The sequence below is a fragment of the Polaromonas sp. genome (assembly GCF_030689685.1).
In the GTDB taxonomy this organism is placed as follows: Bacteria; Pseudomonadota; Gammaproteobacteria; order Burkholderiales; family Burkholderiaceae_C; genus Polaromonas.
This window is the reverse complement of record NZ_JAUYEY010000022.1, coordinates 20925-34366: the sequence shown is the minus strand read 5'-3', so window position 1 is coordinate 34366 and position 13442 is coordinate 20925. Positions and strand designations below refer to the sequence as shown.

The following is a 13442-nucleotide window of genomic DNA, read 5'->3' as shown; positions in this document are numbered from 1 at the left end:
GACACAACCAACCGATGGCACAGCAGATCGTCACCCTTACCGTCAATCGGGTGGCGCGCACGCTGGCAGTTTCCCCGCAGGCGTCGCTGTTGACCGTGCTGCGCAACGACCTGGCACTGAACAGCCCCAAATACGGCTGTGGTCTGGGGGAGTGCGGGGCCTGCACTGTGTTGGTCGATGGGGTGGCGGCGCGTGCTTGCGTGATCCCGGCCGGCGCTGTGGCTGACCGACACATCACCACCCTGGAGGGTCTGGGTTCGCCCGCGGCTCTGCATCCGGTGCAGCAGGCGTTTATTGAAGAGCAGGCGGCCCAGTGCGGCTATTGCCTGAGCGGCATGATCATGATGACGGTGGCGCTGCTGGCACGCAACGCCGATCCGTCAGATGAAGAAATACGCGCCGAGTTGTCCGGTAATTTGTGCCGCTGCGGTACACATCTGGAAATCCTCAAGGCCGTCAGGCGTGCGGCGCAACTGGGTTTGCAGGCTGCTCAAAAAACGGGCAAGCCATGAGCCGCCGCGCCGCCACCCCTTTGACGCGCGCTGATTTTCATGCGGCCAAGGGTGTGTTGCTGGTCACCCGCGAGCCGCCCCCCGCAGCGCCGCCAGCGCAGGGCCAGCCGGCGCTGGTCAATGCCAACCCGCTGGAGGGCGTTGAAATACTGCTGGCTGTCTGGGACGACGGCAGTGTCACCGCGCTCAACGGCCATGTGGACCTGGGTACCGGCATTCGCACGGCGCTTGCGCAGATCGTGGCTGAAGAGCTGGATGTGGCGCTGGACAGTATCCACATGGTGTTGGGCGACACAACTCGCGCGCCGAACCAGGGCGCGACCATTGCCAGTGCATCGATACAGATTCATGCCGCACCGCTGCGCACAGCCGCTGCCCAGGCGCGGGCCTGGCTGCTGGCGCGGGCAGCGGCCCATTTGCAGCTTGATACGGCCTTGCTGGCAGTGCGTGATGGCCGTGTGTCGGTGCTGGGCAATGCTGATCGCTCGGTGGCTTATGCCGACTTGCTGGCGCAGCAACATGTGGAACTGCCGCTGGCGCTGGACTCGCCGCTGAAGTCTCCCGAGGACTACCGCATCGTCGGAACCAGCGCGGCGCGCGTCGATATTCCGGCCAAGGCCACTGGCGGGCTGACTTTTGTGCACGACATGCGTGTGCCGGGCATGCTGCATGGCCGCGTCGTGCGGCCACCGTATGCCGGTGCCGACCACGGCGACTTCATTGGCAACACGCTCGAATCCGTGGATGAGTCGTCGATCGCGCACATCCCGGGTATCCGTGCGGTGGTGGTCATCCGCGATTTCATCGGCATCGTCGCAGAGCGTGAAGAGCAGGCCGAGCAGGCGCTGCGCGAGCTGCGTGTGTTGTGGAAACCGTGGCCCGGCCTGATGAACCTGGGCAACCTGGAAGACGCCATCCGCGCCAACCCGGCCACGCAGCGCAAGCTGATTGATGAAGGCGACGTGGACGCCGCCCTGGCGGGCGCCGCGCAGCGCATGCCGCGCAACTATGTCTGGCCGTACCAGATGCACGGCGCCATTGGCCCCTCATGCGCACTGGCCGACTGGCAAGAAGTACCCCCACGCTCCCCCACTTCGTGTGGCTCACTGCCCCCCGAGGGGGCCGCGTCCCGCCTTGGGAGCGGCCCGGCGGCGGAACATCGCCTGACGGTATGGGCGGGCAGCCAGAACCCGCATGTGTTACGCGCCGACTTGTCGCGCCTCATGGGTTTGCCCGACCTGCAGATTGACGTGATCCGCATGGAGGCGGCGGGTTGTTACGGGCGCAACTGCGTCGACGATGTCGCGGCCGATGCGGCCCTGCTCTCGCGTGCGGTGGGCGCACCGGTACGGGTGCAGCTGACGCGCGAGCAGGAGCATGCATGGGAGCCCAAGGGCGCGGCGCAGCTGATGCAGGTCAATGGCGGGCTCAACGCCGATGGCTCGGTCGCCGCCTATGATTTTCAGACCTCCTACCCGTCCAACGGCGCGCCCACCCTGGCGCTGTTGCTGACGCGCACCATTGAGCCGGTGGCGCAGGCCTATGAAATGGGCGACCGCAGTGCCCGCCCACCCTACGACTACGACAACCTGCGCGTCTCGGTCAACGACATGGCACCCATGCTGCGCGCCTCCTGGCTGCGCGGTGTGTCGGCCTTGCCCAACTCGTTTGCGCATGAGTCATACATTGACGAGCTGGCCACGGCGGCGGGTGTGGACCCGGTCGAGTTCCGCCTGCGTTACCTGCATGAGCCACGCGCTACGGAACTGCTTCGCGCCACGGCTGACAGGGCCGGCTGGAAAGTGCACACGCAGCCACAGCAACACAAGGTGGACGGTGACACATCCGATATCGTGCAGGGCCAGGGCGTGGCCTATGCGCGTTACGTGCACAGCAAGTGGCCGGGGTACGGCGCGGCCTGGGCCGCCTGGGTAGCCGATGTGGAGGTGAACCGCAAAACCGGCGAGGTGTATGTCAGACGTGTGGTGGTCGGGCATGACGCCGGTACCCTGATCAACCCCGCCGGGGTGCAGCACCAGATTCACGGCAACGTGGTGCAGACCACCAGCCGGGCGCTGACCGAGCAGGTCACTGTGAACCCGATCAACAACACGGTGGCAAACCTGGAGTGGGGCAGCTACCCCATCCTGAGCTTCAGGGACGTGCCGGTGATTGAGGTGGTGACCATGGCCAGGCCCGGTGAGCCGCCGCTGGGCGCGGGCGAGTCGGCATCGGTGCCTGGCACCGCAGCGATTGCCAATGCGATTTTTGACGCAATCGGTGTGCGTTTTCGCCAGCCGCCGTTTACGCCCGAGGTGGTACGTGCTGCGCTCGAAAATAGTAGTCAAAATGGCCTCCAGCCCAGTACCGTTGTGCGCAAGCAGCTATCAATACAGGAGCGGATTGCGCCGCTGCTTGCTTTGGGTGCAGTCTGGCCGCGCACCCTGGGCGCCTGGTCGCGGGCGGCGGCGCTGGCTGTCGGTGTGTTGGGCCTGGCAGCGGCGCTGCTGGGTTGGCGGTCTGCGATTGCGCCTGTGGTTGCTGGTGGCGCATCGATCTACACCGCCGCCACCATCGAGCGCGGTCGGCAACTGGCGGCCCTGGGTGATTGTGTGGTGTGCCACACCGCGCCGGGCGGTCAGCCCAATGCCGGCGGTCGCGCCATGCAGACGCCTTTTGGGCAAGTCATCAGCACCAACATCACGCCCGATGCCCAAACCGGCCTCGGCCTGTGGTCTTTCAGCGCCTTCCAGCGGGCCATGCGGGAAGGCATCTCACGGGATGGCCAGCACCTGTACCCGGCCTTTCCCTACACAGCCTTTGCCAAAACCACCGACGAAGACCTGACCGCCTTGTATGCGTATCTGATGGTGCAGCCTGCAGTGCGCTCCGAGACAGCGGCCACGCAGCTGGCTTTTCCCTTCAATATCCGCCCACTGATGGCGGTGTGGAACGCGCTGTTTCATGAACCTGCTGCGTATCAATCCAGCCCGACGCAGACTGCCGAGTGGAACCGCGGCGCCTATCTGGTCAACGGGCTGGGGCATTGCGGCGCCTGCCACACACCGCGCAATGCGCTGGGTGCAGAGCGTGGCGGGAAAGCCTATTTAAGCGGTGCCATGGTGGATGGCTGGGAGGCGCCGGCGCTGACAGCCCTTTCGCGGGCGCCCGTGCCCTGGACGCGCGATGAGTTGTACCGCTATCTGCGTCAGGGTTACTCATTGCAGCACGGCGCTGCCGCAGGGCCGATGGCGCCGGTGGTGAAAGAGCTGGCGGCCCTGCCCGATGACGATATCCGCGCCATGGCCAGTTATCTCGCTTCCTTCAATCAACCGGTGACGCAGGCCGCCAGTGAGCAGGCGACCAAGCAGGTGGTTCAGACCGCGCAAAGGCTTTCACCAGCACAGCCCGGCCCGGGGCAGCGCCTGTTTAATGGCGCCTGTGCCTCTTGTCACCACGACGGGGACGGGCCCACGCTGCTGGGTGTCAACGTGCCCTTGGGCCTGAACAGCAAGCTGCACAGCGAGCGGGCCGACAACCTGATTCGGGTGGTGCTGGACGGCATACGCGTACCGGCGGCGCGAGAGATCGGTTTCATGCCAGCCTTCCGCCACAGCCTGGATGACGCGCAGATTGAATCGCTGGTGGTTTACATGCGCAGCCGGTATGCGCCCGGTCAGCCCGCGTGGCAAGGGCTGCCGCAAACCGTGTCGCGCCTGCGCGGCCTTGCAGAGGATCGCTAGGGCTTCACGAGAACGCTGCAATGCCAGTGATGGCCCGGCCCAGAATCAGCGCATGCACATCGTGCGTGCCTTCGTAGGTGTTGACCACTTCGAGGTTGACCAGATGGCGCGCCACACCAAACTCGTCGCTGATGCCGTTTCCGCCCAGCATGTCGCGCGCCATGCGGGCGATGTCCAGCGCCTTGCCGCAGGAGTTGCGCTTCATGATGGAGGTGATTTCGACTGCGGCCGTGCCTTCATCCTTCATGCGGCCCAGGCGCAGGCAGCCCTGCAGGCCCAGCGCGATTTCGGTCTGCATGTCAGCGAGTTTTTTCTGGATTAGCTGGTTGGCTGCCAGCGGGCGGCCGAACTGTTTGCGGTCCAGCGTGTACTGGCGCGCCTTGTCGAAGCAGTCTTCGGCGGCGCCCAGCGCGCCCCAGGCAATGCCGTAACGCGCAGAGTTCAAACAGGTGAACGGGCCCTTGAGGCCGCGCACTTCTGGAAAGGCGTTTTCCTCGGGGCAGAACACTTCGTCCATGACGATCTCGCCGGTGATGGAGGCACGCAGGCCGACCTTGCTGTGGATGGCCGGGGTGCTCAGGCCCTTGCTGCCCTTGTCAAGCACAAAGCCGCGAATCGCGCCTTCGTCGTCCTTGGCCCAGACCACAAACACGTCGGCGATCGGGCTGTTGGTGATCCACATCTTGCTGCCGGTCAGCGCGTAGCCACCGGGCACTTTTTTGGCGCGTGTGACCATGCTGCCCGGGTCTGAGCCGTGGTCGGGTTCGGTCAGGCCGAAGCAGCCTATCCATTCGCCGCTGGCCAGCTTGGGCAGGTATTTCTGTTTGGTGGCTTCATTGCCAAATTCGTAGATCGGCACCATCACCAGTGAGGACTGCACACTCATCATGGAGCGGTAGCCGGAATCAACCCGCTCCACCTCGCGCGCGGCCAGGCCATAACAGACGTAGTTCAGGCCGGCGCCGCCATACGCCTCGGGGATGGTGCTGCCGAGCAGGCCCAGTGCGCCCATCTCGCGAAAAATCGCCGTGTCGGTGCGCTCATGGCGAAAGGCTTCCAGCGCACGCGGCGCCAGCTGCTCTTGCGAGTAGGCGTAGGCGGTGTCACGCACCATGCGTTCGTCGTCGCTGAGCTGCTGGTCCAGCAGCAGCGGGTCGGCCCAGTGAAAGCTGGCTTTTGGGGGGGAAGGGTGCATGCGGTCTCCAGAAGGTGTTGAGGCACTCTGTGTGCGAAAATCGCAACTCAGGCAGGCTTGGAATTTTTGACTGTCTCAGAGCATACGATGAGCTCGCGCCATGGCGCAAGCCATTATTTGGAACAACACTGTGCAAAAACTGAACTCCGAGAGCCAGGACTGACCATGCGACGCAGCATTCCTTCGACCACCGCGCTGGCGCTGTTTGAGTCGGCTGCGCGGCATCAGAGTTTTACCCAGGCCGCGCAGGAGCATTCGGTCACGCAAAGTGCGGTTTGCCGGCAGATTGCGGGTCTGGAGGATTTTCTGCAGGTCAAGCTGTTCAGGCGTACCAAACGCGGTGTGCTGCTGACTGAAGCGGGCACCAACTACGCCCGCAATGTGCGCGCCCGCCTGGACGATGTCGAGCGCGACACGCTGGCGCTGATGGCAAGAGGCGGCGCGGGCGGCGCGCTGGAGCTGGGTGTGGTGCCAACCTTTGCCGCCAAATGGCTGCTGCCCCGGCTTGGTGATTTTTACCGCCTTTACCCCGGTATCCCGGTTCATCTGTCGTCGCGCACCCGGCCCTTCCTGTTCGCAGATACCGCGCTGGACGCTGCGATTTTCGCGGGTGAGGCGGGTTGGCCCGGCACAGAGTCCTGCTTTTTGATGGATGAACGCCTGGTGGCAGTGGGCAGCCCGGCGCTGGTGACAACCCGGCCCAGCTTGCAGGCCGCCGATCTGGCACACCTGCCTTTGCTGCAGATGAGCACCCGCCCTTATGCCTGGCGGCAATGGTTTGAATCCCTGGGTTTGCGCATCGCCAACGACCTGGCGGGCGCCCGCATGGAGCTGTTTTCAATGACGACGGAAGCGGCCATCCACGGTCAGGGGCTGGCGCTGATTCCGCGCTTCCTGATTGAAGAAGAGCTGCAGCAGGGCCGCCTGGTGCCGCTGATCGAACACGCCTTCATCAGCGACCGGCGTTACTACTTCATCTATCCGGAGCAGAAGTCCGACAACCCGGTGCTTGCGCTGTTTCGCAGCTGGCTGGAGGAAGAGGCCAGTCGTTACCGCAATCAGTCGTCGGGCGCCTGAGAGATCGAGTCATCGGCGCCGCAGGACGCAACCAGGCACAACGGCAACAGTTTGGTAACTGCTCAGGTTGCACCGGGCTGCTCTCTTTCTCCCTCGCCCTCTGGGAGAGGGTTGGGGTGAGGGCTCCCCGCAGCCGAATGGATGTCACTTGATCGCACGCACCGCCACCCTCACCCTAGCCCTCTCCCGCCAGCGGGAGAGGGGACCAAACCACGGCAGAGCTGAGTAGTTACGATTTGAGGGCGAAATCGGCCTGTAGCCCTTATCCGGCGTGCGTAATAAGCTATTAAATTCATAGCAAAATGATCAACCCAGCAATATGAGACGATTGCCACCATGCAAGATTTCTGGCCTTCCAGCGGTTTTAAGCAGCTCCAGCGCAACCCGCGCGGCTGGCTGTTGCCCACTGACGATTACCTGCGCCTTTTCCTGGAGCGCCCCGAGCTGGCATTGCTGCCCGAGTCCTGCGCGGCCGAGCAGGCCCTGCACGCCGCCTTGCGGCTTGCGCCAGCGCGGCCTGTGCCTGAGGTCGAGCTACAGGGCTTACAGGATGACGACGCACGGGGCAGTTACAGCCTGTTCCTGCGTTTTCGCGACGGCCTGCTGGACGCCGGCACGCTGGAGGCGTATTACCTCAGCCTGTTCAGAAGCGGCAGCATCAGCATCCCGCCGCTGTTCATCGACCTGCTGGCCCAGGCGATCACCCGCAACCTGCTCGACGAGGCGACCGACGCGTATGAAGTGCGCGCCGCCGAGATGTTATTTCGCCCGCAGCGCATCTCCACCCAGGACGGGCAGGTGCTGGCAGGCGACCTGGACCGGCTGGACATGCTCAACGACACCGGCGGACTGGGCGACTTCGGACGCTTCCTGGCGGAGGCGAAAGCCCCGCTGCGCAGCATAAACATGCAGGTGTTGACCGACGGTAATGCGCCCGGCTACTGGCAGGCCAGTGAGCGCCACAACTTTCTGCTGGATTTGACGCACGAAATCAACAACGACCTCAGCCACGGCCTGGTGTTCACCATGACCCGCGCGCGTTCTGGCCTGACAGCGCTGGCCCGGGTTCTGGAGAGGTGGGTACAGCATTTCCTGGGCGTGGCGGTCAACATCCGGCCGTTGCAGAAAATTGACGACAGCGCCTGGCGCTGGCATGTGGGGCTGGATGTAGAGGCCACTGCCCTGCTCAATGACCTGTACGAAGACCGCCCGGTCGAGCCCGAGCGTGCGGCGCGCCTGCTGAGCCTGTTCCGGCTCGATTTTGCCAACCCGCAAGAGATGCGCACCGATGTCGCCGGCAAGCCGGTGTACCTGGGCCTGATGATGAATACCGGGCAGGTGCTCAAGCTCAAGCCGCAAAACCTGCTGCTGAACCTGCCTTTGCCCGGCGCGATGTAGGCCTGGCCTGGGGGTCGCGTTAGCGCCCGGGCTGGCACTGCGCGCTCTGGCTTAAAATCACAGGTTCTGCCATTTTTAATCCCGGAGCCCTCCATGCCCAAAAAAATCCGCGTCGAAGCCGACATCTGCGCCCCCAAACCTGTTCCTGCACCCGGCATGACCCGCACTGCCAGCCGTGGCCAGAAAATCAGCCTGGAGCGTGGCAGCTGGACCCGCAGCAAAAAGAACCCCGGCAAGCGTCCGCATAACGGCGGTTGAAGCTCGCCGCCGGTGAATGCAGCCTGCTCCTATGGACTGTTTGTTATAGAGTAGCGTAATGCGACACATAGGCCACCCAACACCCGAAGTGCGCCGCACCACGGGTGCACAAGCCTTACGCGATGCGGCGGTGCACCAAGCCACCGGCAGTGCATTGGTTGCAGTCAATACCGTCGGCATGGCCAAAGGTATTTATCGCTTCAAAACACACGAGCAAGCCAACGCCCATGCGGAGGAAGCGCTGGTGCGAGCCATTGCCTTGAACGTCGCAGCGCGGCGGGCCGCAGCATCGCGCAAATGACGGCTAGCGAGCCTCCAGATTCATCCCCTGGCGCTGGCCATGTGCGTGCGGCCAGCGTGGAAGACCTCAAAACCCTGCTGAAAGCCCTGCATCGGGAAAATGTGGATTACCTGCTCATAGGTGGCTACGCCCTCTACACCCTGGGTTATCAGCGGGGCACGACAGATATCGACGTGCTTTTGCGTCCCACCCGCGAGCAAGGTGAACGCGCTCAGCGCGCCTTGCTGCTGCTGCCCGACCAAGCTGCCAAAGACCTCGATCCCGGCTGGTTTGAAGAGGGTCAAACTATCCGGGTAGCGGACGCATTTGTGGTGGATTTGATGTTCAACGCCTGCGGCGAAAGCTACGAATCACTCCAGGCGTATGCGGTAACGATTGATTTTGACGGCGTGCCTGTGCGCACGCTGAATATTGAGGGGCTGCTGAAAACGAAGCAAACCTCACGCGACAAAGACAAGCTTGATCGCATGATTCTTGAACGAGCCATTCAAAGCAGCGCTGAAAAGTAGGGCGACGAGAAAATCTGAGCGCTCGTTGACTCAGGTGCAAGTGGGCGCCAGATTACATGACCACAGCGCAGCCGACATAAGAGGCAGACGCAACTTCTCTGAGCGCTGACGCAGTCGGCGCTACATATTGCGCCGGTACTGCCCCCCGACCTCGAACAGGGCATTGGTGATCTGCCCCAGCGAGCAGACGCGCACCGCGTCCATCAGTACTTCAAACACGTTGGCATTGGCAATCACCGCCTGCTGCAGGCGTTTGAGCATGACGTGTGACTCTGCGGCATGTTGGGCGTGGAATGCTTCCAGGCGCTTGAGCTGGCTCTGCTTTTCCTCGTCGGTAGAGCGCGCCAGCTCCAATTTGTCCTGCACGGCGTCGCCATGCGGGTTGCGGAAGGTGTTGACGCCGATGATGGGCAGCTCGCCAGTGTGTTTGAGCATCTCGTAATGCATGGACTCGTCCTGGATGCGGCCGCGCTGGTAGCCGGTTTCCATGGCGCCCAGCACGCCGCCGCGTTCGGCGATGCGCTCGAACTCAAGCAGCACGGCTTCCTCGAGCAGCTCCGTCAGCTCTTCGATGATGAAGGCGCCCTGTGAAGGGTTTTCATTTTTCGCCAGGCCCCACTCGCGGTTGATGATGAGCTGGATCGCCATCGCGCGGCGCACCGACTCTTCAGTCGGCGTGGTAATGGCTTCGTCAAACGCGTTGGTGTGCAGGCTGTTGCAGTTGTCGTAAATCGCGATCAGCGCCTGCAGGGTGGTGCGGATGTCGTTGAACTGGATCTCCTGCGCATGCAGGCTGCGGCCCGAGGTCTGGATGTGGTACTTGAGCTTCTGGCTGCGCTCGTTGGCGCCGTATTTTTCCTTCATGGCGACGGCCCAGATGCGGCGCGCAACGCGGCCCATGACCGTGTATTCGGGGTCCATGCCGTTGCTGAAGAAAAAGCTCAGGTTCGGCGCGAAGTCGTCGATGTGCATGCCACGCGCCAGGTAGGCTTCGACAAAGGTGAAACCGTTGGACAGCGTGAAAGCCAGCTGGCTGATGGGGTTGGCCCCGGCTTCGGCAATGTGGTAGCCGCTGATGGAGACGCTGTAAAAATTGCGCACCCGGTTGTGCACAAAGTATTGCGCAATGTCGCCCATCACCTTGAGGCTGAACTCGGTCGAGAAGATGCAGGTGTTCTGGCCCTGGTCTTCTTTCAGGATGTCCGCCTGCACCGTGCCGCGCACGTTTTCCTGCACCCATTCGCGGATTTTTTCAGTCTCGGTGGGCGTCGGGTCGCGGCCGTTGTCCTTTTTGAACTTGTCGAGGTTCTGGTCGATGGCGGTGTTCATGAACATCGCCAGGATGGTCGGTGCCGGGCCGTTGATGGTCATGCTGACAGACGTGCTCGGGCTGCACAGGTCAAAGCCGTCGTAGAGCACCTTCATGTCGTCGAGTGTGGCGATGGACACGCCCGAGTTGCCCACCTTGCCGTAGATGTCGGGCCGCAGGGCCGGGTCGTTGCCGTACAGCGTGACCGAATCGAACGCGGTGGACAGGCGCTTGGCGGCCATGCCTTCGGACAGCAGCTTGAAGCGGGTGTTGGTGCGGAAGGCGTCACCTTCTCCGGCAAACATGCGTGTCGGGTCTTCACCCTCGCGCTTGAAGGCGAAGGTGCCGGCGGTGTAGGGGTAGCTGCCGGGCACGTTGTCCAGCATCAGCCACTTGAGGATTTCGCCGTGGTCTTCGTATTGCGGCAAGGCCACTTTGCGGATGGTGGTGCCCGACAGCGATTTTGTTGTCAATGCCGTGCGGATTTCCTTGTCGCGGATTTTCACCACGTACTCATCGCCCGCATAGGCGGCCTGCATGTCGGGCCACTGGGCCAGCAGGGCGCGGGCGTCGCCGTCCATGCGGGCCTTGCGATGGCCTGCGAGGTCCAGCGCCGCCTCGGCGGCCGGCGCCCGGCCGGGTTTGTCGATCTTGAGCATGGCGGCGGCGGCTTTGAGCTGCTGCACCTCGCGCGCGAGCTGGGCCTGGGCGCGGGCGCGCTTCTTGTAGCCGCGCACCGTGTCGCTGATTTCGGCGAGGTAACGTGTGCGCGCCGCCGGTACCACCGGGGTCTGGTTGGTGCTATGGCGCACCTCGGCGCGGGGAAGGGTGCCTTCGGACAGGGCGAGGCCCAGCCCGGCCAGGCGCGGCTTGAGTGCCTGGTAGAGCGCGGTGACGCCGTCGTCGTTGAAGCGCGCCGCCATGGTGCCGAACACCGGCATCTGTTCGGCCGGTGTGGTCCAGGCCTCCTTGTTGCGCTGCACCTGCTTGGCCACGTCGCGCAGGGCGTCGAGCGAACCCTTGCGGTCGAACTTGTTGATGGCGATGAATTCGGCAAAGTCCAGCATGTCGATTTTTTCAAGCTGGCTGGCCGCGCCAAACTCGGGTGTCATCACGTACAGGGGCACGTCCACATGCGGCACGATGGCCGCGTCGCCCTGGCCGATGCCCGAGGTCTCGACCACGATCAGATCGAAGCCCGCGACCTTGCAGGCGGCGATCACGTCGGGCAGGGCCTTGCTGATCTCCGAGCCGAAGTCGCGCGTGGCTAAAGAGCGCATGAACACGCGCTGGCCTGAGTCCGTTCGGACTGATCCTGTCGAAGCCTTGAGACGCCCTTCGACAGGCTCAGGGTGAACGGAGGTGGTTGCCCACGGGTTGATGGCGTTCATGCGGATGCGGTCGCCCAGCAGTGCACCCCCGCTCTTGCGCCGTGAAGGGTCGATGCTGATGATGGCCACGCGCAACTGGTCGTTCTGGTCCAGCCGCAGGCGGCGGATCAGCTCGTCGGTGAGCGAGGACTTGCCGGCGCCGCCGGTGCCAGTGATGCCCAGGACGGGAATCTTTTTGGTGGCGGCTTGCGCCCGCAGCGTCTCGACCAGCGCTGTACTGGCTTTATCATTTTCGAGCGCGGTGATGAGCTGGGCCAGCGCCCGCCAGGCCATTTCGCCATGGCCTTCAATCGCCTGGATGTTCGCCGGGGCGAAACCGCTCAGGTCCTTGTCGCAGCGCATCACCATCTCGCCGATCATGCCGGCCAGGCCCATCTTCTGGCCGTCTTCGGGGCTGTAGATGCGGGTCACGCCGTAGGCCTGCAGTTCGCGGATTTCGGGCGGCACAATCACGCCGCCGCCACCGCCAAAGACCTGGATGTGCTCGCCGCCGCGGCTTTTGAGCAGATCCACCATGTACTTGAAATACTCGACATGGCCACCCTGGTAGGAACTGATGGCAATGCCCTGCGCGTCCTCCTGCAGCGCGGCGGTCACGACTTCGTCGACGCTGCGGTTGTGGCCCAGGTGAATCACCTCGGCACCCATGCCTTGCAAAATACGCCGCATGATGTTGATGGCTGCGTCATGCCCGTCAAACAGCGAGGCGGCGGTGACAAAACGCACCTTGTGCGTGGGACGGTAGCTGGCGAGGGCCTTGTATTCGGCGGACAGGTCGGTCATGGCGGCGCTCTCTCGGTGAGGTGTATTCGGGCTGTCGATGCGCGCGGTTATTGAATGCGCAGTCCGGCCAGCGCCGGATCATCCGGTGGGTAACGCAAGCCCAGCGATTGAAGCTTGTCGTGCACGATGGTCGCGATCATCAGGTTGCGGTGGGTTTTTGAATTGGCTGCCACCACCGTCCACGGCGCATGTGCTGTGCTGGTGGCGCGCAACAGGGTGTCGTAAGCGTTCTGGTAGTCGGCCCACTGCTTTCGCGCGTCCAGATCTCCCAGGCTGAATTTCCAGCGCTTGGTGGGGTCGTCCACACGCTCTTGCAGGCGCTCGCGCTGCTCGTCAAAACCGATGTGCAGCATGAATTTGAGAATCACCGTGCCGGTTTCTGCCAGCAGCCGCTCGAACTCGTTGATGTGCCGCAAACGCTGCCCGGTCTGCTCGGGTGTGATCCAGCCCTTGACCACCGGTACCAGAACGTCCTCGTAGTGGCTGCGGTTGAAGACCATGGTTTCACCAGATCCGGGCATCTGCCGGTGGATGCGCCACAAATAGTCGTGCGCTCGTTCTTCTTCGCTGGGCGCCTTCCAGCTCACGGTGTGCACACCCAGCGGGCTGGTTCGGCTGAACACCGCGCGCACCGTGCCGTCCTTGCCGGAGGTGTCGGTACCCTGCAGCAAAACCAGCAGCTTGTAGCGCTTGTCGGCGTAAAACAGGTCTTGCAGCGTGTCAAGCTCCAGCGCCAGCGCATCCACCCTGATTTTGTCGGCCTCTTTGTCGCCAGACGACCAGGGTTTGGCGCCGGGGTCCAGCTTGGACAGAGAAAACCGGGAGGCGCTTTTCCCCGCAGGCGGCTGCCAGTCGGCAAGCACTGGGGCGGATGAGCTCTTCTTCGCCATGTGGGACTCCTGAATGCTGCCAATACTGGCGCCAACGTTGATTGACGTTGACGTAAACGTCAATCTTACCGCTTTC

General features: G+C 63.4%; 10 protein-coding genes. 7 read left to right on the top strand and 3 right to left on the bottom strand.

Translation table 11 applies throughout. The features are described from left to right. Positions 1–14 precede the first annotated feature (14 nt). A complete protein-coding gene (locus tag Q8O29_RS05850; RefSeq protein ID WP_305561119.1) occupies positions 15–512 on the top strand; it encodes a (2Fe-2S)-binding protein in 498 nt (165 codons plus the stop codon). After that, entirely contained in the window at positions 509–4255 is a 3747-nt protein-coding gene (locus Q8O29_RS05845) for a molybdopterin cofactor-binding domain-containing protein (protein WP_305561118.1), read from the top strand. The genes Q8O29_RS05850 and Q8O29_RS05845 overlap by 4 nt, the downstream gene beginning before the upstream one ends. Positions 4256–4259: 4 nt before the next feature. Here the strand turns inward: Q8O29_RS05845 and Q8O29_RS05840 are convergent, their stop codons facing one another. After that, positions 4260–5450, bottom strand: coding sequence for an acyl-CoA dehydrogenase (locus Q8O29_RS05840; protein ID WP_305561117.1), 1191 nt, complete (start codon positions 5448–5450; stop codon positions 4260–4262). 165 nt (positions 5451–5615) lie between these two features. On the opposite strand from Q8O29_RS05840, the gene Q8O29_RS05835 reads away from it, so the two are divergent. From Q8O29_RS05835 to Q8O29_RS05815, 5 genes are all read left to right on the top strand, one after another. Beyond that, positions 5616–6527: a LysR substrate-binding domain-containing protein gene (locus Q8O29_RS05835; RefSeq protein ID WP_305561116.1), complete on the top strand. Its 912-nt coding sequence runs from the start codon at positions 5616–5618 to the stop codon at positions 6525–6527. 336 nt (positions 6528–6863) lie between these two features. Next, complete coding sequence (locus tag Q8O29_RS05830) at positions 6864–7925, top strand: DUF6352 family protein (RefSeq protein WP_305561115.1); 1062 nt, start codon at positions 6864–6866, stop codon at positions 7923–7925. 93 nt (positions 7926–8018) lie between these two features. Next, complete coding sequence (locus Q8O29_RS05825) at positions 8019–8183, top strand: hypothetical protein (protein ID WP_305561114.1); 165 nt, start codon at positions 8019–8021, stop codon at positions 8181–8183. Between the two features lie 58 nt (positions 8184–8241). Further along, positions 8242–8484 (top strand): hypothetical protein, encoded by a 243-nt coding sequence (locus Q8O29_RS05820; RefSeq protein WP_305561113.1) that lies wholly within the window; start codon positions 8242–8244, stop codon positions 8482–8484. 56 nt (positions 8485–8540) lie between these two features. Beyond that, positions 8541–8993: a hypothetical protein gene (locus Q8O29_RS05815; RefSeq protein ID WP_305561112.1), complete on the top strand. Its 453-nt coding sequence runs from the start codon at positions 8541–8543 to the stop codon at positions 8991–8993. Positions 8994–9113: 120 nt separating this feature from the next. Here the strand turns inward: Q8O29_RS05815 and icmF are convergent, their stop codons facing one another. Both icmF and Q8O29_RS05805 read right to left on the bottom strand, forming a co-directional pair. Continuing rightward, positions 9114–12476 (bottom strand): fused isobutyryl-CoA mutase/GTPase IcmF, encoded by a 3363-nt coding sequence (gene icmF / locus Q8O29_RS05810; RefSeq protein WP_305561111.1) that lies wholly within the window; start codon positions 12474–12476, stop codon positions 9114–9116. A 47-nt stretch (positions 12477–12523) separates the two neighbouring features. Continuing rightward, positions 12524–13366 carry a PPK2 family polyphosphate kinase gene (locus tag Q8O29_RS05805; protein ID WP_305561110.1) on the bottom strand — a complete coding sequence of 281 codons (843 nt, stop codon included), beginning with the start codon at positions 13364–13366 and terminating at the stop codon, positions 12524–12526. Positions 13367–13442 lie beyond the last annotated feature (76 nt).

Bases quoted from the DNA above. Each gene is read 5' to 3' on its own strand.
- Q8O29_RS05850 (WP_305561119.1), top strand. From the start codon at position 15: ATGGCACAGCAGATCGTCACCCTTACCGTCAATCGGGTGGCGCGCACG.
- Q8O29_RS05845 (WP_305561118.1), top strand. From the start codon at position 509: ATGAGCCGCCGCGCCGCCACCCCTTTGACGCGCGCTGATTTTCATGCG.
- Q8O29_RS05840 (WP_305561117.1), bottom strand. From the start codon at position 5,450: ATGCACCCTTCCCCCCCAAAAGCCAGCTTTCACTGGGCCGACCCGCTG.
- Q8O29_RS05835 (WP_305561116.1), top strand. From the start codon at position 5,616: ATGCGACGCAGCATTCCTTCGACCACCGCGCTGGCGCTGTTTGAGTCG.
- Q8O29_RS05830 (WP_305561115.1), top strand. From the start codon at position 6,864: ATGCAAGATTTCTGGCCTTCCAGCGGTTTTAAGCAGCTCCAGCGCAAC.
- Q8O29_RS05825 (WP_305561114.1), top strand. From the start codon at position 8,019: ATGCCCAAAAAAATCCGCGTCGAAGCCGACATCTGCGCCCCCAAACCT.
- Q8O29_RS05820 (WP_305561113.1), top strand. From the start codon at position 8,242: ATGCGACACATAGGCCACCCAACACCCGAAGTGCGCCGCACCACGGGT.
- icmF (WP_305561111.1), bottom strand. From the start codon at position 12,476: ATGACCGACCTGTCCGCCGAATACAAGGCCCTCGCCAGCTACCGTCCC.
- Q8O29_RS05805 (WP_305561110.1), bottom strand. From the start codon at position 13,366: ATGGCGAAGAAGAGCTCATCCGCCCCAGTGCTTGCCGACTGGCAGCCG.